Raw genomic sequence first — 21,997 nt, 5'->3', positions numbered from 1 at the left:
AGCTGTACCCCGGTGACAGGTGTCAAGCCGTTCCCCCAGGACAGATGGGGGTCATGGGACAAGATTTGGATAAGGCACGGTTTTCCGAAAGCGAGTTCCAGGAGTTCGACGGGCGGCTCCACGAGCAGCTCGCCGTGTTGCGGGAGCTCCTGGACCGGCCCGGCTTCGGCGAGGGCCCGGTCACCATCGGCGCGGAGCTGGAGCTCTTCCTCGTCGACGAGGAGGGCCGGCCGCTGCCGCGCAACAGCGAGGTGCGCGAGCGGCTCGGCGACCCCCGGGTGGTGCTGGAGCTGGGCCGCTACAACATCGAGGTGAACCTCACCCCGATCCCGCTGGCCGGACAGCCGTTCGAGCGGATGGGCGCGGAGATCCAGGAGACGATGGGCAAGGTGGACGAGGCGGTCGAGGGCGGCGGCGCGCTGCCCATCGGCATCCTGCCCACTCTGGACACCACCGATTTCACCGCCGACGCGATGAGCGACGAGAACCGCTACGAGGCGCTGCGCAGGGGCCTGCGGCGGCTGCGGCTGGAACCGTTCCTGGTCAAGATCGAGGACCTGGAGCTGCGGGTGGAGCACGTCATCCTGGAGAGCGCCAACACCTCCTGGCAGGTGCACCTGCGGGTGCCGCCCGGCCGGTTCGCCCGGCTGTTCAACGCCGCCCAGCTGGCGATCGGCCCGGTGCTGGCGGCGTGCGGCAACTCGCCGATGTTCCTCGGCCGCACGCTGTGGGAGGAGACCCGGATCGCGCTCTTCGAGGAGGCGGCCGACGACCGCGACGTGGAGCGGCTCTACCGCAAGGACGGCCGGGTGACGTTCGGCTCCGACTGGGTGCGCGAGGGCGCGTACGAGCTCTTCGAACGGTACGTCAACGACTACAACCCGGTCGTGCCCAACCTCATCGACGGCGGCGAGCGGGCGGACGTGCCCGAGCTGCGGCTGCACCAGGGCACCATCTGGCACTGGAACCGGCCCGTCTACGACCCCGCCGACGGCGGCCACCTGCGCATCGAGATGCGCGCCCTGCCCGCCGGCCCGTCGTGCGCCGACATGACCGCCAACACGGCGTTCCTGCTCGGGCTGACGCTGGCGCAGGGTGAGCGCGACCTGACCGGTTACCGGTTCGCGGAGGCGTACCAGAACTTCTACCGGGCCGCCATGCACGGGCTGGACGCCAAGCTGTCGTGGCCGGGGCGCGACGGCGAGTTCGAGGCCGCGGACCTGGTGCTGAGCCTGCTGCCCGAGGCGCGCGCCGCGCTGCTGGCCAACGGGGTGTCGGTGAAGGACGTGGACGCCGCGCTGGAGATCATCGAGCAGCGCACCCGGCTGCGCCGTACCGGAGCGGCCTGGCAGCGGGAGAAGCTGGCCGAGTTCGGCGGCGACCGGGCCCGGCTGGTGCGCCGCTACCGGGAGCTGGCCCTGTCGGGGCTCCCGGTACATCTGTGGCCATAGTGACGCAACCATCTCGCCGCCCTCTCCGTCAGACTCTTGCGTACTGACGGAAAAGCGAGGCAGGCATGGCTCAGACCGGGATGACCCCCACCGACGCGACCCCCTTCCGGTTAGTGCGGAACACGGGGACCCTGGCGGAAGGGGCGGCGAAGCTGGCGGGCGAGCTCCGCGCCGCCCCCGTCGAGCGGGTGCTGGCCGACGCCAACAGGAAGGCCGTGCGCGGGGGAGCCCCGGCGGCGTTCGGGTCGATGTCCAGGCCGTCGGTCTGGTACGCGTTCGACGAGGGTGACCAGCAGACCCCCGACTGGTACCCCCAGGGGCTGACCTGCGGGGCGGACTCGGGGACGATCCCGGTGTCGGTGTTCCTCGCCACGTGGTACTTCAGGCCCGAGGCGGGGGAGCGCGGGATCAGGCTCACCTTCCTCAGCCCCGCCACGCTCAAGTACCGGCACGCGCTGCTGGTGGAGGCCGCGCCCGACGGGTCCTTCAAGCCCATCGACATCCACGCCGGGGGCGTCGCCTGCTACGGCGACCTGCTCTACGTCGCCGACACCACCAGAGGGCTGCGGGTCTTCGACCTCAACCACATCCTCGACCTGACCAGCGTGCAGTCCGGCGTGGGCGACGGGACGCGGATCGGCCGTCACGGGGGCCGGCTGCACGCCTTCGGCTACCGCTACGTCATCCCGCAGACCGACTTCTGGAGGGTCGCCGTCCCGGGCGCCCGGTTCTCCTTCGTCGGCCTCGACCGCACCACCACCCCGCACACGCTGATCTCCGGCGAGTACGCCGAGGACCACCCCCGGGGACGGGTCGCCCGCTGGAACCTGGAGCTCGACGGCCAGCCGAGAGACGCCCACGTGATGGGCCACGAGAAGATCCAGGGCGCGATCTCCCACAGCGGCAGGTGGTACCTCAGCCAGTCCGCGGGCTCCGGCGCCAACGGACGCCTGATCGTCTACTCCGGCGGCGCGCCCGCCCGCCGGCCGTTCCCGATCGGCCCCGAAGACCTGACCGCCCGCGGCGGCAAGGTGTGGAGCGTCACCGAGTTCAGGAACAGGCGGGTGGTGTTCGGCGTCAATCTCTGAGAACGTTCGAGAGTATGGGCCGCTATCTCGTAGAACCGTTCGACGCCGGGGACCGTTACGCCACCGAGCGCTACCAGGGCGCCGCCGGGCTCAACTGGTGGCGCTGCGACCCGTCACTCCAGCTGCTCATGCGCCGCCACCTCGGCGACGGCTACGCCTGGGCCGAGCCGCACCTCGACCGCCTCGGGGCGCTCATGGGCGGCCCGATCGCCGCGTACGCCGAGGAGACCGATCGCAACCCGCCGCGCCTGGAGAAGTACGACAAATGGGGGCGAGACGTCAGCGAGGTCGTCATGCCGCCCTCGTTCCACGCCGCCCGCGACGCGCTCATGGCCGACAACTTCACCTCCCCGGCCTTCACCGAGCAGGCCCGCGCCCACGGCGCCGACCCCGACGCGCTCGCCGCCGCCTGGACCTACCTGCTCGACCAGGCCGACATCGGCATGGGCTGCGCCCTCGGCACCGGCGGCGACATGGTCGTCTCCCTCGCCGAGCGCCACGCGCCCGACGACGTCAAGGAACGGGTACGGGAGATCTTCGCCAACGGCTACTACTCCGGCGAAGCCGCCCAGATGTTCACCGAACGGACCGGCGGCTCCGACCTGGCCGCCCTCCAGGCCACCGCCGAACCCGCCGGCGACGCCTGGTCGCTGACCGGCCTGAAGTGGTTCGCCTCCAACGCCAACGGGTCCGCGTTCGTCGTGCTGGCCCGGCACGACGACACCGTGGCGCCGTTCCTCGTCCTGTGGGAGCGCCGCGACGGCACCCGCAACGGCGTGCGGATCAGACGCCTGAAGGACAAGCTCGGCACCCGCTCGGTCGCCTCCGCCGAGGTCGAGTTCACCGGCGCGGAGGCGTTCCTGCTGGCCGGACCCGGCTCCGGCTCCGGCCTCGGCACGATGATGAAGCTCACCAACGCCTCCAGGCTCGGCGTCGCCATGATGGGCGCCGGAGTCGCCAGGCGGGCCCTGGTCGAGTCGCTCCGCTACGCCCGCGCCCGCGAGGCGTTCGGCCGGCCGCTCGCCGACCAGCCCCTCATGCGCCGCAAACTGGCCGAGCTCATCGTCGAGGTCGAGGCCGTCCAGACCCTCGTCTTCGACGGCCACGTCAGCCCCCGCCTCCGCCTCGCCCCCGCCCTCATCAAGCTGCGCGCCGCCCGCCTCGGCCTCACCGCCGCCAGCGACGCCGTCGAGGTGCACGGCGGCAACGGCTACATCGAGCAGTGGCCGGTCGCCAGGCTGCTGCGCGACGCCCAGGTCAACCCCATCTGGGAGGGCGGCGACCACATCCTGTGCCTCGACGTCCGCCGGGCGATGCTGCGCGAGAGCGCCCACGAGCCGTTCCTGGAACGCCTGGAGTCGGCCGTCGCCCAGGCCCCCGCGAACGACCCGGCCACCGCCGGCCTCGTCCGCGACCGGATCGCCGGCCTGCGCAAGGCGATCACCGTCTGGTCGTCCCTGGACCCCGTGGTGGCGGAGGCCCGGCTGTTCCCGCTGGCCCAGCTCATGGCCGACGTGTACGCCGCGGCGCTGCTGGTGGAGCAGGCGGGATGGGAACAGCGGGCCGGCCACGGCGACCGCAAGGCCCTCGTCGCCCGCCTCTACGCCGACGCCCACCTCGCCGACCACGGCCCGCTGCGCGGCCTCGACCGCCCCGCCGAGGACCTGGACCGCTTCGACGACCTCGCCTCAGGAGCCCTCGCCCTCTGACGCCTCACCGGGATCGGCGCCCCTTCTTTCCCCGGGGGGCGGGGGCCGCCCGGCGCCCGGAGCCGCCCTGGGCCGGCTTGCGGTCCGGCTTCCTCGCGGGCTTCTTCTCAGGCTTCTTCTCCGGCTTCTTCTCCGGCTTCTTCGCGGGCTTGTCCGCCGGAGGAGCCGGAGCCCGGCCGCGCGAGCTGTTCGCCGTACGGCCGCGGACGATGCCGACGAAGTCCTCCACCAGGTCGGTCGTCCGGTCCGCGAGCCAGGCCAGCGCCACCTGCGACCGCGGCGCGTCCGGCACCGGCCGGTAGGTGAGGTCCCTGCGGTGGTGCAGCCGCGCCAGCGACTGGGGGACCAGCAGGAGCCCGGCCCCGGCCGCCACCAGCCGGATCGCGTCCTCCGTCGTGGCCGGCCGCTCGAACGCCGGAACCCCGGGCCGGGCCGCCCACTCGACGGCGTCGTCCAGTGGGTGGAACACCTCCTCGCCGGCCAGGTCGTCGAGGGTCACCTCGTCGGCCGCGGTCACCACGTGATCCTTCGGCACCACGACCACCGTGGTCTCCACGTACAGGGGGATCACGCTGAGCCCGTCGCGCTCGACCGGCAGCCGGACGAACCCGGCGTCGGCCTCCCCGCTGCGCAGCAGCCCCACCACCTCGGCCGCGGGCGCCGCGACCAGGGTGAGCGGCACGTCAGGCACCCGCTCGGCCCAGATGCCGGCCCACTTCCCGGGCGTCACCCCGGGCGCGTACGCCAGCCGGAACGCCCCGCCCGTCTCCTCACCAGTCACCCCGTCAGGCTACCGAGGTAAGAGGAGCCGGTCCGACTGACTACCCTGGACCCATGACCTCGCCCAAGCCCAAGACGCCCCAGACGATGAAGCCCGCGACCGCGGCCAAGAAGCTGGGCATCCTCCTCTCGGCCACCCCCGCCGAGTTCCAGGAGGGCGTCGTCTCCAGGAGCGAGCTGAACGCGCTGCAGGCCGAGCCGCCCACCTGGCTGGCCGAGCTGCGCCGCAACGGCCCGCACCCCAAGCAGGTCGTCGCCGCCAAGCTCGGGGTGTCCATCTCCGGCCTGCTCAGGAACGGCATCACCGGCCCGCTCACCACCGCCGAGATCGACGAGCTGAAGGCGCGGAGCCCCGCCTGGCTGGAGCACGAGCGGTCCGTCCAGGCCGAGGTCCGCAAGGAGACGCAGCGCCTCAAGCAGCGCTGAGCGTCAGGGGGTCGCCCGCGATCGGGCCGCCTTGTATGCTGCGTGGCCCGATCAACGTGAGGACGCGCATGCCGCTCGATGAGCTGTCGGCCGGGATCGACGAGGCCGAGGACGTCAGTCGCCGCTGCGCCCGGGTCGAACGCGCCGCGGCCGAGGGGCGGGCCGGGGAGCTGTACGCGCTGGCCCTGACCTTACGCACCGGATCGAGCCGGCAGCGCGACGCAGTCCTGCTCCGCATCCTGCAGGCCCTGGCGCTGACGCCCGGCGCGGCCCACGCCGCCCACGCCGTGCGCCTGGCCGCGACCGAGGAGGACGAGGCACGGGTCCGGCTCGCCGCCGCCCTCCTCGCCTCCGCGCAGCCCTTGGAGCACCTGCTGCCGCTGTTCGACGGATACGATCAGGCACCCGAACTGTTCGCCTGCCTGACGCACGAACTGGTCCTCCGCCACCCGGACCTCGGCCAGGAAGGCGCCGTCCGCCGGGTCGCCGCCCACCTGGCGGACGGGAACCACCCCCTGGCCGTTCTCCCGCTGACCCTGCTCGACTTCGAGGACGGGCTCGACCTGCCCTCGTACGGCCTGCGCGGGACCTCCTACGCGATCCCGTTCGGCCCCGGCGAGCGGCCCGGAGCCCTGCGGCGGCCGGGTCACCGGGTGCCCGCAGTCGAACTCCTCGCCCCCGGCCTGCTGACCGCCGCCGTGGAGAACTGGGCCCAGGACTCCAACGGCCGGATCGAGGCCAGGGCGTTCCGGCTCGCGGTCCCGGCCGAGCTGGACGCGGCGCTGCTGGACGGGCTCGGGCTGGCCTGCCTCGCCGGCGAGGGCGAACTGGCCGTGCGCGCCGCCACGCCGTCGGAGGTGATGACCGTGCTCTTCGCGGCGGCCGCCACCGGCTCCGCCTACGGCAGCGGCCGCGGCGGCGCCTACGGGAGGCTGCTGGCCTGGCAGTCGATGACGGCTCTGGCGGGCGGCAGCCGCATCGAGGACGCCGCCGACCGGACGTGGGCGCTGTTCAGCGCCTCGACCGCCTGGTTCCACCAGGTCGCGTGGGACCTGGGCGTCGCCGCCCTCGACCCCGGCCGCCTCGTGCTCCACGTCCTGGCCGCCACCGACACCGACTGACCCGAGCTGAGCCGTACGATCAGTGAGGTGACCGGGAGGAGGCCGCCTCCATCAGGCGCAAGCACGGCCTCGGCCGACTCCGTGCGCCGCGGGTTCCCCGTCGCAGCCAGGGGAAACGGCCGGCGCGGACATGCGGCTTTGCATGGATGACGTGTCCCTGCTCGACGCCGGCCGGTCAATGACAGGTGCCCGGGAGCCGGGCTCTGGCGATGGATGGTCGGCGGACTATACATTGGGCCGGGAATTCGCGCGTAATTCCGAGCCAAGGCACCTTTCACAGCTACGGGGATCACCGGTGCCGCCCGGTCTGACGGTGCGGCCATGCCGTTGTGCCCTGAGAGGGAACGTGATGGCAAAGGCAACGGGGAAAGGCTTATCCAAGGTCGTCATCGCGGTCGCCGCGCTGATCGGCACGCTGGTCGTGACCGGGCAGCCCGCGCAGGCCGGCGAGTACGACCGCAAACCCGAGGTGACCTGCACCTCCGAACGCTATCCGCAGTTCGCCGACCAGATGGCCGACTTCGTCCGGCTCGCGGTCAACGTGGGGACCGTCGTCAGGCTGGAAGGGCTGCGCGAGCCGGGCGTCGCCTTCTACGACCACGTCACCGGCACCGAGTGCTACAGCACGACGGAAAAGTTCTTCGAGACCGCCAGCCTGGTCAAGGCGTCCATTCTCGGCGCACTGCTGTACCGGCCGCAGGACATCAGCGACGCCGAGCGGCCGCTGGTGGAGAAGATGATCCTCGAATCCGACAACGACACCTCTCTGCGCCTGTGGCGGGAGGCGCTCGGCTGTGGCAAGGACGACAACGACAACGTCCGACCGTGCACCCTCTTCCGGCAGTTCCTGGAGGCGGCGGGCATGGACAACACCTATCCGGACGACGAGGGCGCCTTCGGCGACACCCACACCACGGCCAGGGATCAGGTCCGGCTGTTCCGGCTGTTCAGCTCGCCCAACCCGGTCATCAACGAGACGCGGCGGGCGTACGCGCTCAGCCTCCTGCGCCGTGCCGAGCCCCGTTACGGGGTCGACTCGTTCGCCCCGCCGGGCACCACCCACGCGCTCAAGGTCGGCTTCAGCAAGCTCGGCGGGGACAAAGAGGAGTGGCGTACGAACGTCGCCGGGTACGTCTCCGGTGGCAGCCAGGGCTACGACTACGTCACGGCCTTCCTCAGCGACCGCAACGAGGAACTCCCCTACATCCCCTGGCCCCGCAACGGCGTGGCCCGCATCAACAAGGTGGCCGAACAGGTCAATTGCGGCATCCGCGAGCTGAACGGAGACAACACCTGCTGGGACTTCGAGGATGAGGACTGCTTCATCGCCTCTCCGCAGGGGGAGTGCCGCACCGACCGTCCGCTGCGCTCCCACCGCAGCCAGCACTGGGTGAGGGTGGAGATCGGCGCCCGTCTCGGCTCGACCATGCACTGGAAGCTCATCGACGCCGCGAACGGCGTCGTCGTCGACGAAGGTGACGCCGTCGGCGGACCGGACTGCGTCTGTGAGAAGACGGTCCACGGCCTGTACGGCAGCTACATACTCAAGCTGAGCACGGACTCGCCCTTCGTCGGCGAAACGGGAACCATCTACAACCACACGGGCGGACCGCAGGATCCCGATCCCGACCAGCCGCCGGTCGTGTCCGCAGGGCCGGACGTCACGGGCGCGGAGGGGCAGACGATCGAGTTGTCCGGGTTCGCCAACGACGACCGGGGCGCTCCCGCGGTGCAGTGGAGCGTGCAGCCAGGTCCTGACGTGGACGCGGGAGCCTCCTGCGTCATCGCCAACCCGATGGTGGTCCGTACGACGGTGATCTGCGACGACGACGGTACCTTCACCATCCGGCTGTCGGCCGACGACGGCGTCAACGCGGCGGTCGGCGACGAGGCGAGGCTGACGCTGACCAACGTGGCACCGGTCACCGCGACCCCAAGGGCGGCCCGGGCTGCGGCGGTTCGCACGCCGCAGCCGTGGCAGGTGCTCCGCGCCGGCACTCCTGTGTCGCTCAGCGTGCCCTTCACCGACCCCGGGGCCAACGACACCCACACCTGCCTGACCGACTGGGACGATGGCACCACCTCCAGCCGTGCCGCCACCGGCCTGACCTGCCAGGACAGCCATCGGTACACGCGGCCGGGCATGTACACGATCAAGACCGAGGTGACCGACGACGACACCGGCTCGGGAGAGCACGAGGTCATGGTGATCGTCTATGACCCTGACGCGGGCTTCGGCACCCAGGGAGGGTGGTTGTCATCCCCAGTCGGAGCGATCACCGATGCCCCGTCGGCGAGTGGCAAGGGGCACTTCCAGGCGAACGTGAAGTACCAGCCGCACGACCAAGGACCCGAGCCGGGCAACGGCAAGGTCTCCTTCCGGGTCGATCCCTCCGCGTTCGACCTCAGTTCGACGACTCTCGAATGGCTGGTGGTCACTCCCGACGACAAGATCGCCGTCAAGGGCACGGGCACCGTCAACGGGGAGGCGGGGTACGGGTTCGTCCAGTACTCCTATGACGCCGACCCTGACGGGGTGCGGCTGGTGGTCTGGCCGCTGTCGGCCGGCGCCTATCCGCAGGACACCCTGACGTACGACAACGTCAAAGGCGCGGGGTTCGACCTCGACGTGGCCCGGCCACAGGAGATCGCGCACGGTTCGGTCCAGGCGCACAACTGATCGCACCGGGAGCAGGCGGGTCCCCGGCGACCCGCCTGCTCCCCGGGTCGCCGTCGTTCTCTGATCACGTCCAGGGCGGGCATGGCGGCGACCTGCGGCTCGGGCCTGCCGCCTTGTCATGCGTACGGGACCCTGTTCGATGGGCCGGCCTGTCCTCGCAGCACGGTGACCTGGCGGCCGGACGGCGGCATGGCTGCGGCGATGCTCCCGCGCTCCTTCCACAGCGGGGCTTCGGGCCGCCGGTCGAAGATGACCACACGCCGCCGGCGGGAATTCCGAGAGTCAGGCGGAGCGTGACCGGGGAGGTCTGCGAGCTAGAGATCCTCAGGAAGATAACGACGCCGCGTTGGTATCATTCCGACAGGGCGTCAGGAAAGAAGCCGTGGCGCTGCGGAGTAAGGGATCCCCATGCACATGATCATGAACCGCATCGACGTTCCCGCCGAGGACGCCAAGGCGTTCGAGGCCACCTTCCTGGAGAACATGCGCGCCACACTCGCCGGTGTGCCCGGCCTGCGGCGCAGCTCCCTCCTGCGCCCCACGGAGGAGGGACAGCCGTACGTGTCCACGATGGAGTTCGACACCCGCGCGGACTTCGTCGCCTGGCTGCGCTCCGACTCGTTCAAGGCCGCCCACTCCGACCGGGAGGCGCCCGGCATGGACACCTCCTCCGCCATCGAGCAGTACGAGGAGATCGGCACGATCGAGAGCTGACGACGGCTCACCGGCGTCTGGCCCGCCGCGCCGGTTGCTCTTCAGCGCACACGGGCGCGAGATCAGCAGAGTTCGACGTTGATGTACTTGCGGGCGACGTTGTGGATCTTCTCGTCGGTGGTGACCAGAGTGCAGTCCAGCGATTCGGCGAGGGCGACGTAGGTGGCGTCGTAGCCGTTGAAGTCGGCTCGCAGGTCCCAGGCGCGATCAGCGGTCAGGTCGTCGGCGTGGCGGGTGAAGGGCAGGCCCGCCTTGACCATCCGTGCTCCCTCGGCGCGGGCCGCGCTGATTTTCCCGCCGAGGAGCAGGCCGCGCATGGCGTTGCGGAATTCGTAGTCGAGCAGATAGGGGATATGGAGCCGGGCTTCGGCGACGCGAGCAAGCAGTGCGTCTGTGGGGGAGTCCCCCGCCAAGGCTTCGACGAGTGCGGAACTGTCGATGACGATCACGTTTCGCGGATCTTCCGTATCTCGGCGACGACGTCGTCGTGGCTCGCGCCGCCGCCGAGTGACCGGAGGGCCTCCAGCCGTTCTCTGATCGTGTCCGGGGATGGGGTGGCGGCGACCTCGGTGAGGATGCCGGCCACGTATGCGGACAGTGACATGCGCTTACGGGCGGCCCGCGCCTTCAACTCGGCGACCACTTCCTCGTCCAGGCCTCTGACTTGCAGGGTGGCATCCATGCTTCAAGCATAATGCTTTCCCTGCATGTGGGATAAGCGTAGGGCTGCCGCCTGGTCGGCGGACCCGTCACCTGATCACTCGGCAACGTCACAGTGATACGTGTCGTGTCCGCCATAGGGCAAGCACGCTGCGGTATGCGCGTCGGTGCGGCTGAAACCGACTGAAGCCACGGCGAACCTTGGAGAGTGCCGGGTACGTACAGCATGGTGTCTCAGTCTCGGAGCCGGAGATGACCATGCCGTTCCGTTATGCGACACCTACAGAGACCCCTGGGCGGGGAGATAATCCGGCTGTTCTCGACCGTGCCGGAGACCCGTGATGACGACCCCGTCGCCGAATCCCCAGCCGTCGCCCGAGCGCCCACCGGAAAAGCCCTCATCCCGCACCGACCCGGGTCAGGCGGACCCTTCCTTGACCCCGCCGGCGGTCGCGCAGCCGCCGGATTGGAACTATTCGGGGATCGACCCGAAGCTCATGAGCGAATTCGAGCGCGGCCTCGGCCAGGCGGAGGCCGCGCTCGGCAGGCACGAACCGCGGATCCGCCGCACCCTGGAAGACCTTGACCTGGACACCTCACGGCTGAACGCGCTGCGGGAACTGGGCAACTGGATCGGCGCCAAGCGGCCGGAATTGCGCCGCCGCAACGAGACGATCCAGGCGGCGAAACCGGAGTGGGGCGCGGCCGGGGCCGGCGGGATGACCCCGTTCGACGAGCGCCTCTACAGCGCCGCCTCCGGCAAGCCCGACGTGTACGCGGCGGCGCTCAAGCTGGGCGAGCTCGACCGGAACGGCGAGGTGGACGAGAAGACCGTCGCCGAGTTGGAAAAACGGGCTGGCGACCCGGAGTTCGCCACCTCGCTGATGCACGCGCTCGGGACGGAGAAGTTCCGCCACCTCGCGGCGGCGCTGGTGTACCACAAGGACGAGCGTAAGCAGCGATTACAGGCGGCGCTGGGCAAGGCGCTCGGCGCGGCCAGCCCGCGGCTGAGCGAGTCATGGCGGAAGGAACTGCTCGACAATCTTCGGGTGCCGGTGGACCAGCACGCGCTCGCGGCAGTGCTCCCGTACGGGAAATTCAACCGGGACTTCCTGGTGGCCGCCGCCAAAACGCTTGAGGGCCTGGACCGGAAGACCTGGAACGAGAGGCCGGCGACCGGCACTCCGCACGACCCGATGATCGGGGTCATGAAGGCGCTCGCCAACCATCCCAAGGCAGCCCAGGACGTCTTCGTCGGAGACCCCAGCATCATGAAGCGCTACGTCACCGAACGGCCGATGCTCGACGACGGGGTGGCGTTCGGGGCGGCGGTGGAAGCGGCGACGTTGACGTACCGCGACCGCGACGGCTCACCCCAGAATCCGTCGCCGGGATTCACCTCGGCGGCGATCGCCTCGGATTTCATCCGCTGGGAGGCCGAGCGCGTTCTGGCGGGAACCGAAGGGCCTTCCTTCGCCACCACCGGCAGCACCGCCAGAATCCTTGCCGCCTATATGAACGACGTGGGCCGCGCTGCCAAAACTCCGCTTCCTGGCAGCTCGGACGTCTCCGGGGCTGGACGTCCACACCTGCCGGACGAGGATCAGGTCTGGGGTGCGCAGTTCAGAAGGGAGGACCTGCGCAAGGTCATGGCAGACGCGTTCAAACATGATCCGAAGGCGCTGGCGACCGTCACGGCGGCACAAATAGCTTGGTCACGAAGACTGCTGAGCCACGGCGCCATGGAGGCCGCCGGCGGCGGAGGCAAGCAAGCTCTTATGGCTCATGCGAGAGAAGCCGGAGCGACCTTCGGACTGATTACCGATGCGAGTGGGCTGGCCGGCATCCAGAAAGGAAAGGAGCTGGACGAGGCCCAGGAGCGGAATTTGAAGATAATCATGGCCGCAGCCAACGTCGGACTTGCAATCCCGCAGGCACCCGCCTGGTCGATCACCGCGGGCGTCGTCGGCGCGTGGACCGGCTTGATCGAAGACTCGGCCAAGACCCAGAGGAACGAGGACGAAGGCGTGTACGACGCCAACATGGCCAAGGAAAGGGCAAGGTTCCTGCTCGATCAGCTCGCTGTCGATGCCATGCTGGGACACGGGCTGTTCGGCAAGCCTGACGGCAGTTCCCATCCGTGGAGTTCCCTGGATGGAGTGGATAAGGGAGAAGATCCTCGTAAGTCGTCCAACAATTTCTTGAAGGATGATGGGAACTCGCTGATGACACTGCATGAAATGGCGCCGTACCCAGGCAGTGCCCAGCCGAGGTTGGATTCCTATAGAAGATGGCTCTACGACGGCCTGGCCGGGGACGAGTGGAAGAGCATCGAGGATGAGCTGAGCAAGGGATTTGAAATGGGCTTTTCGGAGCATAAGCCAAGATGAAGCCTCGATTTGTTATCGCGATTGCGGTGCTGGGCGCATTACCTCTGTTCACTGCTTGCCAGCAGCGGCAAGGGGAGCGTCAGGTGAACATGACGCCACTTCCGTCGGTTGCGGCTCCGCCGTATGTGTGCGATCACATCCCGCTCGATGCGGTACGACTGATGACCGGCGTGCAGGATCCAATCGTCAGCGGAGATTTCAACATGACCGTTGGCAAGGAGTTGGACGGCAAGGACTACGGGTCTGGTGCGTGCTTCATCTACCAGTCGACGGGAAACAAGCCCAAGGTGCTGCAGATTTCCTTGTCTCCCGCCGGGTCGGAGAAGGAGGTTGAATGGGAGGTCAGTCAAGGAGCACGGCGCCTGCCGGAAATCGTTCCCGGTGCGGTCGGTTACTACGGCGGTGACGATAGCGCTGATGACACTCAGGCGGCCGCTGTCCTGGTCCACGGCCTCGACGAGGTGATCGTGGAACTCATTCATGGCGTCAAAGGGCGGGACAACGCCGCCGACGTGGTGGCCATGATGAAGCTGGTGGCGCCGAAGCTGATCCTCGACGCGACGCCCGCTCCCGAGAAGACCAAGGACTGAGCCGATGGCCGCGATGGTGCGCAACCCGCTGTACGAGGCGCTCCAGCAGGCCGTCAGCACCATCGGCCCGATGATCGAGCAGATCAACGCGGACGTCGACCGTCCCTGCCGGCTGTTCCACTCGGGCAAGGTCTGGACCGGGCCGTCCGCCAGGCAGTTCGACGCCCAGCTCACCCAGTTCAGCTCCCGGGCCCGCACCTCAGGGCAAGCGATCGTGGACGAGTTGCGCCAGGTCCTGAGCCGCACGCCCAGCGAGGTGACCGAGGAGGAGGCCGCCTCCATCAGGCGGAGATACAGGTTGGCCTGAGGCCCGGCGGGACCCGGTCCGGGTGCGGCCCCCGGCGGATCGTCGAGGGCCGCGTCGTACACCACCGCTATCCGTCACCGGGCAGCGTCAAGCGCAAGCGCCCTATCGTTCGCAAGACCTCGGCGTGGTTCTTGGCGGTCTTGAGCCACGTGGGCAGGCGCTCCACCAGACTTGCCGGAGCCCGAGCCGCAAGATCTCCACGTTCGCGCAGCTTCGCCGCTACATAGGCCTCCATCAGGTCGAGATGCCGGACGTTATAGGCCCACAGCGCATGTCCGCAGCAACTCGCCTGCAGCCACACCGGCCGCTGAAAGAAAGGATCAACAGGACCGCCGACGACAGCGGAGCTGACCATCTCGTCCCTGAAGGAGCCGCACCCCCCACAGCGCGAGCGGCGACGGAAGTCCATGACCCCGATGGTTGCCGTTTCGCCGTTTTCAAGCGTCCTCGGATGCGCCAAGACGACAGCGCACCCATCGCACCGAGGGCACCGCACCAACACCTCGTCGATGAAGTCGTACCCGTATTTCCGTTCGCGCCGATCCCGGAACCGGTCGCCAAGATCCAGCTGCACTCTCTGTGAAACCGTCTGAAGCCACGGCCAACCTTGGAGAGCGCCGGGTACGTACAGCATGGTGTCTCGTCTCGGAGCCGGGAATGACCAGGCCCATTCACCAGCCCGAGTGGTGCCAGATTCCGCCCCTTCTCCAGCACACGTGATTCTCAGCCGGGAACCAGCAGGTGGAGGCGCGACAGGCCTGAGCCGGCTCCTCCTTGGTGAACAGCCCGTGTTTCTCCTTCGTACGAATCAACTCATCTATATCCATATCGTTGGGATCGCAGGATTCCGCTTTGAGGCCCCCTTCTCGATGGTTACCATGCCATCGACCCCGGCATCTCCCACCTCAACGAGAACGGGCGACGATGGCGACCAAGGAAGAGATCGACGCCGCCCGGCGTCATATCGAGCGATTGCGTGAAGAGCATGCGAACGACTTGATCGCTCTGGTCCGCCTGGTCGATGACGGTGCGCTCAAAGGCGAGGCCGGTGACAGGCTCACCGCTGATCTACGGGCATGGGACCGGGCGTTCAAGGACCTGTTCACGCGGGCGCTGTCGCTGCTGGACTCTCTCCAGCCGTCCGACCCGGCCACGGGAGCGCCCACCTGATGAGCCCCATGGTCGGTATCAACCCCACGCTGATGACGCGGCTCATCAACGACATGAAACGGGCCGGCGACACACTCCCGGAGATCGGCCGCCAGGTGGAACGGGCTCTGACCTCGCTGGACGTCCCTCTATGGGGCCCGGGGCCACTGCACGCCATCGGCCGTCAGATGAGCGATCAGATCCCCGCACTCCAGGGCCGCCTCGATCTGATACTCGCCGAGCCGGATCGGAAACCCGGCAAAGGCGGCACACTATGGGCCAACGAATCGGACTGGTTGTCGAAGTCTCCCGCCGAGGGCGCGGCATCGGCCAAAGCCCTGGCCGCCAAGCTACGGGATCAGGTCGACAGCGGCTCCCTCGACGCCAAGACGGTGGCCGAGCTCGAGCGGCACAAGAACGACCCGTACTTCGCCGTCGCGTTCGTCAAGGAGATACCGCCGCGCGAGCTCAAGGCACTGATCAACAGGACGTACGGAGCCGGCTTCCCGCAGTCGGAGCGTCCGTTCCAACGCGACGTCAGGACCCAGGAGCGGCTCGCCACCATGCTGAGCAAGATCTTGGGCACGGCCTCGCGTGGGGCGGGCCGGATGAAGCTGCCCGACGGTTACGCCGATCAGTTGGTCGACGGCGTCGAGAATCCGCAGGACGCGTTCGCGCTGAAGAAACTGCTTCAGGCCGGCGAGTTCGACCACAAGTTCCTGCTCACAGTGGCGCAGAAGCTGTATGACAAGGACGTGGCGCATCCGCCCGACCCGAGTCTGCCGCGGCATCCCTGGACGATGCCCGGCCCCAAGGACGGTTCACCCGGGGATCTCAGCCCGATGGGCACAGTCCTGACCGCGCTGGCCCACCATCCCGCCGTCGCCCAGGACTTCCTCACCGACCCGCGGCGCAAGCCCTTGGCCTACCTGATGCGGCAGCATCACTGGAACGGCGACGCCGACGCGGAACTCGGCTGGGTGATTCAGGTGGCCAGTACGGAGTTCCGCGATCATGACCTGCCGCCCGGGAACTCTCGTGGGTACAAGTCAGCGCTGATCGGCTCCTGGGCGGTCCGCTTCTGGAGCGACCCCAAGGTCCAGGCGAACCTTCCCGGGACCCGCGCCCACGTCGGCTCGATCCTGGGCCAGTACACCGGAGACGTGCACCGTGACACGCAATCCTTCAGCGACAAAATGCCGGGAGTGGTGACGGGGGAGGACCCGGACAAGAACCTGCGGGGAGGGGAGCCGTACGGTGCCAAATTCTCCGCGCCAGAGCTCAAACAAGCGATGACGTGGGCGTTCGAGGACGAGGACGCTTTCAAGTCCGTGGCCGCCGCGCATGGGCTCTACGCCGCCAAGATGCTGGACGAGCTGGCCGCCAAGATCCGGAAGGAGGTGGACGCCGACTTCGAGGCATGGCGGAAGGCGCACCCAGAGGCCACACAGCAGGAGATCGAGGCCGCACGGCAGGACATACTCGAAGAGCGCATGAGCCGCAGCGGAGGTGCGGAGTTCTCCCGGGCGACGCGCAGCCTCAGCATGACGACCTGGATGATCACCGACGCGGCCAACGTCTCCAAGATCGGAGAGGGGCAGGCGAGGGATGCCCGCGTCGCGGCCTTCAAGGAGATGACGGAGAAGGTCGTGGGTCTGGCTCCAGGTCCGCAGGGGAAGTTCGTCGGGTTCATGGTCGACGAGGCCAAGAGTGAGATCTTCGGAAACATCAAGTCCAGTCACGAGGACCGTGCTCGTCGGGACGCGGACACTGCGATGGGAGCGGCTGAGCACATGTTCGGAGATCTCACTGCGGCCACCATGTACCGCCATGGCCTGTTCGGGGATGGCTCGGTGCCCGCCAAGACGCATCCATACCGGCACAAGGATTTTTCCCCAGGCTCAAAGGGGCACTTCATTGTGAACGGGGAAATCAAGCCCTTCGCTGAGATGAACGTAGACGAGCGTGAGGCCTACGAGGAGTGGCTGAATTTGAACGAGACAGGTCGAGTTTTCAACCGGCCCGACGAGTCGATCGCGCTCGGCTTTAAGGAGGCCCAGGCCGGCTATACCAGGCCCGGCACATGAAAATCCAGTTGATGACGATTCCTGTCCTCGCGGTCCTCGCTCTAGCAGCTACCTGTTCACCTCCTCCATACTCGCCATCGGACACTCGACCGCTGGGCGACATCACCGCCGCCCCACAGGAATGCGAACTCATCTCGGCGAAGGCCATCGAGATCGCCACAGGTTTTGACGACTATAAGGCGGTGGCGACGAAAAGGGACAAAGGGCGTTTCGCCTCGTGTTCGGTAGCGGAGGATCTGACTCCGGAAGGAGATCTGGGGCTTGTCGTCGAAGTCTTCGATCCGTCACCGCATGACCCGGAAGACCTGGAGAACACAAAGATGTCCACCCAAGGGAACGATCTGCCCGATGACTTGGGGCCCGGCTTCGCGGCGCGACGGACGAACGCCCAGGACGAGACGGTCTCTTTCGTCTATGGATGGACACCGGACTACAAGCGCCTGCTCACGGTCAACATCTACACGAGCGCGCCGGGCCGCGACTCTCTGGCGGACGCCACCGAGTTCTTCCGCCAACTCAAACCCCTACTGCTGGACGGGGCCACAGGGTAAGTTTATCGGGGTTCATGGTCGACGAAGCTAAGGAGGAAATCTTCGCAAAGACAAAGTCCAGTAACGAAGACCGGGCTCGCGGAGGCGCAGAAAACGCTCTAGAAGTGTCCAAGAATATGTTCCAAGATCTCACGGTGGATACGATGATGCGCCACGGCCTTTTCGGAGATCCGTCTGTGCCTGCAAGGACGCACCCTCACCACCCCCCAGCCTTTGCTTCAATTCTCCGATGTGTGTCCATGCCGAGGAACCAACACCATTGTTCCGCCCCGAGCAGGGCACAACAAGTCTTGATCTTCTCGTGCAGAAACGACATCCTTGCAGGTCAGAGGCGATCGAAGTGTCTGGCGATGCTGTAGGCACACGCCGTACTCGCCAGTAACATTGTTTTGCCTGGTCAGATGCCGTTTCTGGAGTCCTGTGTGACTACCAACTGCGGAGCCCCGGCTGATCAGCTCAGGGCTTACAACAACTGGCTTGGTCTTGGCGACGTCGGCCCTGTGCTCGGCCGACCAGGTGACGCCATCTCAAATGGCTTCAGCGATTCCGGCAACTATTACGGTGGCTCATGAGAATCCAGCCGTCAGTGGGCTTCGGCCTCGCCGTACTCGTCTTGGCGGCGGCGTGTTCGTCTCCTTCTCCTGTGCTCCCGGACACCCGTGCACTGGGTGATGTAACCGCCGCTCCCCAGGAATGCGGCTTGATATCCGCGAACGCGATCAAGATCGCAACCGGTCTTGACCATTATGCGGCCTACGGCACGAAGAGGGATATGGGCCGACGCTTCGCGTCATGCTCCGTGCGCGAGGAAGGGGTCTCTGACAGCAGCCTGGGACTCATAATCGAAGTCTTCGAGCCTTCCCCTATCAGCCAGGAAGGACTGGAAAACACCAAGCGATCCGCTCGCGGGACCGATCTGCCTGCAGAATTGCGGCCTGGTTTCGTGGCGCGGCGGAAGAACGCCAAGGACAAGACCGTCGCCTTCGTCTACGGATGGACCTCGGACTACAAGCGCCTGCTCATGATCAACATCATCGAGAACGCCCCTGGGCGGGACTCTGTTGCGGACGCCACCGAGTTCTTCCGCCAACTCAAACCCCTACTGCTGGACAGGGCCACCTGAGATCGCACACCCGAGAAATCGGTCCACTCGTTATCCATTTAACAGGATCTCAATCAGATCATTACTGGTGCGCAAACATTCTCGAATGGGTGCAGGTATTGCTGTGCACGGCATACGGGTTATCGGTGAGATGCAATTTCCTGGACATCCAGAAATTGTGAGTGATGTACGCATTTATGCGACTCGATGGCTTGTGGTCGCGCTACCGAGGCGGCTGACGACGGAGAGTTGCTGGATAACCTGCGTCTGCTTACGGCCGAGCTTGCCGGTCACGCGATAAGACACACGATCTCCGTCCGATGGAGCAAAGGCTCATTTCGGGTCCGTGTGCGGCTCGGTGCCGGTCTGGTCCGGGTCGAGGTCACGGGGATGGTGGTCGGGTTTTCGGTTCCGGGACGACCCCGAGTGCACCGGCGGGCGGGGCCTGCACCTCCTGGCGGCCGTGGCGACGCGATGGGAAGTGAGGCGGCGTGGGCTCGGCCGGACCGTCCGGTTCGGGCTCCCACATGCGCCACGGCGCCCTCGCCCTCGTTTCGCGGATCTTCCTTCTCCCGGTGAGAAGGTCTTCCCGCGTACGAGACGAACACCGGCCAGCGCGGGCCGACGCTCGCCGCGCGGTCCGGTGGCGGCGTACGCTCGGCACTCTTCCGAGGAGGGACGATGACCGTACGGGTGGAGCGCCGGGGCCCGGTCACCACGGTGGTGATCAGCCGGCCGGAGGCGCGCAACGCTGTCGACCGTGAGACCGCCGCCGCGCTCGCCGACGCCTTCCGCGCGTTCGACGCCTCCGACGCCGACGTGGCCGTGCTCTGGGGAGAAGGCGGCACGTTCTGCGCCGGGGCCGACCTCAAGAAACTGGACAACCACGTCGGGGAGGGAGGCGACGGGCCGATGGGGCCGACCCGGCTGCGGCTGTCCAAGCCGGTGGTCGCCGCCGTCTCGGGCCACGCGGTGGCCGGCGGGCTGGAGCTGGCGCTCTGGTGCGACCTGCGGGTGGCCGAGGAGAGCGCGGTGTTCGGCGTCTTCTGCCGCAGGTGGGGGGTGCCGCTCGTCGACGGCGGCACGGTCAGGCTGCCGCGCCTCGTCGGACAGAGCAGGGCGATGGACCTGATTCTCACCGGCCGCCCGGTCGGGGCGCGCGAGGCGTACGGGATGGGGCTGGCCAACCGGGTGGTGCCCGACGGGACGGCCCGGCAGGAGGCGGAGGCGCTGGCCGCGGAGATCGCCCGGTTCCCGCAGGCGTGCCTGCGCGGGGATCGGATGTCCCTGCTGGAGCAGGATGGGCTGGGGGAGGGGGAGGCCATGCGCAACGAGCTGCGCCATGGCCGGGTGTCCCTGCCGGAGGCCGCGTCCGGCGCCGGCCGTTTCGCCGGGGGCGCGGGACGGCACGGTGACTTCCGGCAGATCTGACCGCCGGGTGCCAAGGGGGATCAGGACCGATCCGCCCGCTGGACGCTACGGGGGCAGGATCGATCCGACCGCCGGGGGGTCAAGCGGGATCGGGACCGATCCGCCCCGGAGGCTACGCGCCGCCCAGGACCGGGTAGTTGGCCCGCAGGACGCCGTGCGGGTCGCGGGCTCGCTTGAGGTCGCGTAGCCGGGCGAGGGTCCCGGCGTCGAAGGCCGCTGCGGCCCGGTCGTCGCCGTGCAGCATCGTGTACGGCTTGCGCCCGCTCGTGTGCGGCATCAGGGCCTTCGTCAGCAGGTCCATCCGCTCGGCGGTGCCGGGCGCGGCCGGGCCCACCATGTAGACCAGGTACGGTTCCGTGACGCTCCCGGCTGCGCCGCCGGACGGGCGGGTCAGGGCGCCGCCCAGGTGCCGCACCTGCACGCTGAACAGCGGCTCGATGGACTCGCCCAGCAGCACCGCCGCCACCGCGTCGTCCAGCCCGGTCAGCAGCTCCGCGCGCCCGGCCGACGGGGTCGGGTCGGTCGGCTCGGCGCAGATCGCGCCCAGGTCGGCGACCGGCAGCACGGCCCTGGTGTCGCCGGTCGCGCCGCCGATCGTGTCGAACGGCCGCAGCAGCTCACCGGGGTGCTCGCCCAGGTACGTGCAGTCGACGGTGACGAGCCCCGGCGCGCCGGGGAACTTCAGCAGGCCGAACCAGACCGTCAGCTCCTCGGGCGCGCTCGCCGTGACCTCGCGGAAGGCCGCCAGCACCTCGGCCGCCCGCTCCGCCGGCCACGTCATCCGCCCGCCGTAGAGGACGGGCGCCGGCTGCAGTGCGAACTCCAGCCCGGTGACCACCGCGAAGTCGCCGCCGCCGCCGCGCAGCGCCCAGAACAGCTCCGGGTCCGACTCGGCCGTCACCCGCCTCGGCGCCCCGGTGGCGTCCACGACGTCGGCGGCCAGCACGTGCGCCGACGCGAGCCCGTACTTCCTGCTGAACCAGCCCAGCCCGCCGCCCAGCGTGTACCCGGTCACGCTCACCACCGGCGAGCTGCCCGCGATGCCGGTCAGGCCGAGCGGCCCGGCGGCGGACAGCACCTGCCCCCACCGCGCGCCGGCGCCTGCCCGGGCGACGCCGCCGGTGATCTCGACGTCGTCCATGAGGTGGGTGCGCAGCAGGATCACGTCCCGCGCGGCCACCGCGCCGTGGCCGCTCGCCTGCGCGGTCACGGTGAGCCCGTGCAGCGCGGCGTGGCCGACCGTCGCCGCCACGTCGTCGGCTCCGGCCGCCTCGACGACCGCGGCCACCGGCTGGTCCACCGAGAGGTTCCACGGCGTGCGCGCCTCGTCGAACCCGGGTTCGCCCGGGAGCCACAGCCTGCCCTTGATCAAGTTCTTCAGTTCGTTCATGCGCATCAGCATGCGTTTTACGGTTTGCGGGGGACTTGGGGTTGACTTGGGGTTCGTGGACGTGCGACTGCTCGGCCCTCTGGAAGTGGTCGGCTCCGCCGGGGAGCGGCTGGACCCCGGCACCCGCAAGCAGCGGGCGGTGCTCGCCATGCTCGCGCTCAGCCCCGGCCGCCCGGTCTCGCTGGACCGGCTCGTCGAGGAACTGTGGGCGGGCGAGGCTCCGGCCAAGGCGACGGCGACCCTGCAGGCGTACGTCTCCCACCTGCGGCGGGTGCTGGAGCCCGGACGCAGGCCGCGCACGCCGCCCCGGCTGCTGCTCACCCGCGAGCCCGGCTACCTGCTCGACATCACCCCGGCGCAGACGGACGCGG

The 21,997-nt window shown here is 68.5% G+C and carries 21 protein-coding genes; 16 read left to right on the top strand and 5 right to left on the bottom strand.

Features of this window, described 5'->3' with window-relative positions:
* Nucleotides 1–65 precede the first annotated feature (65 nt).
* The 3 genes from OUY22_RS06640 (at nt 66) to OUY22_RS06630 (ending at nt 4,248) form a co-directional block, all read left to right on the top strand.
* Entirely contained in the window at nt 66–1,451 is a 1,386-nt protein-coding gene (locus tag OUY22_RS06640) for a glutamate--cysteine ligase (protein WP_270153896.1), read from the top strand.
* Between the two features lie 113 nt (nt 1,452–1,564).
* Nucleotides 1,565–2,539 carry a hypothetical protein gene (locus OUY22_RS06635; RefSeq protein ID WP_270153895.1) on the top strand — a complete coding sequence of 325 codons (975 nt, stop codon included), beginning with the start codon at nt 1,565–1,567 and terminating at the stop codon, nt 2,537–2,539.
* Nucleotides 2,540–2,553: 14 nt separating this feature from the next.
* Nucleotides 2,554–4,248 carry an acyl-CoA dehydrogenase family protein gene (locus tag OUY22_RS06630; RefSeq protein WP_270153894.1) on the top strand — a complete coding sequence of 565 codons (1,695 nt, stop codon included), beginning with the start codon at nt 2,554–2,556 and terminating at the stop codon, nt 4,246–4,248.
* 4 nt (nt 4,249–4,252) lie between these two features.
* Here OUY22_RS06630 and OUY22_RS06625 read toward each other — a convergent pair whose 3' ends face one another.
* Nucleotides 4,253–5,029, bottom strand: coding sequence for a LysR substrate-binding domain-containing protein (locus OUY22_RS06625; RefSeq protein ID WP_270153893.1), 777 nt, complete (start codon nt 5,027–5,029; stop codon nt 4,253–4,255).
* Nucleotides 5,030–5,082: 53 nt separating this feature from the next.
* Here OUY22_RS06625 and OUY22_RS06620 point away from each other — a divergent pair, with 53 nt between their 5' ends.
* The 4 genes from OUY22_RS06620 to OUY22_RS06605 all read left to right on the top strand — a co-directional run bounded on the left by OUY22_RS06620 (nt 5,083) and on the right by OUY22_RS06605 (nt 9,969).
* The gene (locus tag OUY22_RS06620) at nt 5,083–5,454 is read left to right on the top strand and encodes a DUF5997 family protein (RefSeq protein WP_270153892.1); all 372 of its coding nucleotides are present in this window, start codon (nt 5,083–5,085) and stop codon (nt 5,452–5,454) included.
* Nucleotides 5,455–5,522: 68 nt separating this feature from the next.
* The gene (locus OUY22_RS06615; RefSeq protein ID WP_270153891.1) at nt 5,523–6,575 is read left to right on the top strand and encodes a DUF6183 family protein; all 1,053 of its coding nucleotides are present in this window, start codon (nt 5,523–5,525) and stop codon (nt 6,573–6,575) included.
* A gap of 349 nt (nt 6,576–6,924) precedes the next feature.
* A complete protein-coding gene (locus OUY22_RS06610; RefSeq protein WP_270153890.1) occupies nt 6,925–9,255 on the top strand; it encodes a PKD domain-containing protein in 2,331 nt (776 codons plus the stop codon).
* A gap of 420 nt (nt 9,256–9,675) precedes the next feature.
* Nucleotides 9,676–9,969 carry an antibiotic biosynthesis monooxygenase family protein gene (locus tag OUY22_RS06605; RefSeq protein WP_270153889.1) on the top strand — a complete coding sequence of 98 codons (294 nt, stop codon included), beginning with the start codon at nt 9,676–9,678 and terminating at the stop codon, nt 9,967–9,969.
* 62 nt (nt 9,970–10,031) lie between these two features.
* On the opposite strand, the gene OUY22_RS06600 is transcribed toward OUY22_RS06605, so the two are convergent.
* Both OUY22_RS06600 and OUY22_RS06595 read right to left on the bottom strand, forming a co-directional pair.
* A complete protein-coding gene (locus OUY22_RS06600; RefSeq protein ID WP_270153888.1) occupies nt 10,032–10,418 on the bottom strand; it encodes a type II toxin-antitoxin system VapC family toxin in 387 nt (128 codons plus the stop codon).
* On the bottom strand, nt 10,415–10,651 hold the full coding sequence (locus tag OUY22_RS06595) for a FitA-like ribbon-helix-helix domain-containing protein (protein ID WP_270153887.1): 237 nt from the start codon (nt 10,649–10,651) through the stop codon (nt 10,415–10,417). Before OUY22_RS06595 ends, OUY22_RS06600 begins: the two co-directional genes overlap by 4 nt.
* A 319-nt stretch (nt 10,652–10,970) precedes the next feature.
* On the opposite strand from OUY22_RS06595, the gene OUY22_RS06590 reads away from it, so the two are divergent.
* Genes OUY22_RS06590 through OUY22_RS06580 form a run of 3 tightly spaced genes read left to right on the top strand, consistent with a single transcriptional unit; the run spans nt 10,971 to nt 13,916 of the window.
* Nucleotides 10,971–13,019 carry a DUF6571 family protein gene (locus OUY22_RS06590; RefSeq protein ID WP_270153886.1) on the top strand — a complete coding sequence of 683 codons (2,049 nt, stop codon included), beginning with the start codon at nt 10,971–10,973 and terminating at the stop codon, nt 13,017–13,019.
* Complete coding sequence (locus OUY22_RS06585) at nt 13,016–13,609, top strand: hypothetical protein (protein ID WP_270153885.1); 594 nt, start codon at nt 13,016–13,018, stop codon at nt 13,607–13,609. Before OUY22_RS06590 ends, OUY22_RS06585 begins: the two co-directional genes overlap by 4 nt.
* Nucleotides 13,610–13,613: 4 nt before the next feature.
* Complete coding sequence (locus tag OUY22_RS06580; protein WP_270153884.1) at nt 13,614–13,916, top strand: hypothetical protein; 303 nt, start codon at nt 13,614–13,616, stop codon at nt 13,914–13,916.
* A 67-nt stretch (nt 13,917–13,983) separates the two neighbouring features.
* Here OUY22_RS06580 and OUY22_RS06575 read toward each other — a convergent pair whose 3' ends face one another.
* Complete coding sequence (locus OUY22_RS06575) at nt 13,984–14,490, bottom strand: hypothetical protein (protein ID WP_270153883.1); 507 nt, start codon at nt 14,488–14,490, stop codon at nt 13,984–13,986.
* A gap of 350 nt (nt 14,491–14,840) precedes the next feature.
* Here OUY22_RS06575 and OUY22_RS06570 point away from each other — a divergent pair, with 350 nt between their 5' ends.
* From OUY22_RS06570 to OUY22_RS06550, 5 genes are all read left to right on the top strand, one after another.
* Entirely contained in the window at nt 14,841–15,086 is a 246-nt protein-coding gene (locus OUY22_RS06570; RefSeq protein ID WP_270153882.1) for a hypothetical protein, read from the top strand.
* Nucleotides 15,086–17,152, top strand: coding sequence for a DUF6571 family protein (locus tag OUY22_RS06565; RefSeq protein ID WP_270153880.1), 2,067 nt, complete (start codon nt 15,086–15,088; stop codon nt 17,150–17,152). Before OUY22_RS06570 ends, OUY22_RS06565 begins: the two co-directional genes overlap by 1 nt.
* An 11-nt stretch (nt 17,153–17,163) precedes the next feature.
* Nucleotides 17,164–17,703, top strand: coding sequence for a hypothetical protein (locus OUY22_RS06560; RefSeq protein WP_270153879.1), 540 nt, complete (start codon nt 17,164–17,166; stop codon nt 17,701–17,703).
* Nucleotides 17,704–18,271: 568 nt separating this feature from the next.
* Nucleotides 18,272–18,826 carry a hypothetical protein gene (locus OUY22_RS06555; protein ID WP_270153878.1) on the top strand — a complete coding sequence of 185 codons (555 nt, stop codon included), beginning with the start codon at nt 18,272–18,274 and terminating at the stop codon, nt 18,824–18,826.
* 660 nt (nt 18,827–19,486) lie between these two features.
* Nucleotides 19,487–20,236: a crotonase/enoyl-CoA hydratase family protein gene (locus OUY22_RS06550; protein ID WP_270153877.1), complete on the top strand. Its 750-nt coding sequence runs from the start codon at nt 19,487–19,489 to the stop codon at nt 20,234–20,236.
* Nucleotides 20,237–20,348: 112 nt separating this feature from the next.
* Here OUY22_RS06550 and OUY22_RS06545 read toward each other — a convergent pair whose 3' ends face one another.
* Nucleotides 20,349–21,626 (bottom strand): FAD-binding oxidoreductase, encoded by a 1,278-nt coding sequence (locus OUY22_RS06545; protein WP_333486620.1) that lies wholly within the window; start codon nt 21,624–21,626, stop codon nt 20,349–20,351.
* Nucleotides 21,627–21,681: 55 nt separating this feature from the next.
* Between OUY22_RS06545 and OUY22_RS06540 the strand changes: the two genes are divergently transcribed.
* On the top strand, nt 21,682–21,997 hold a 316-nt coding region (locus OUY22_RS06540; protein ID WP_270153876.1), incomplete at its 3' end, for an AfsR/SARP family transcriptional regulator.

Origin of the sequence: Nonomuraea corallina, assembly GCF_027620315.1 — a bacterium.
Classification (GTDB): Bacteria; Actinomycetota; Actinomycetes; order Streptosporangiales; family Streptosporangiaceae; genus Nonomuraea; species Nonomuraea corallina.
The sequence above is the reverse complement of the archived record's forward strand: the minus strand, read 5'-3'. Positions and strand labels throughout refer to the sequence as shown.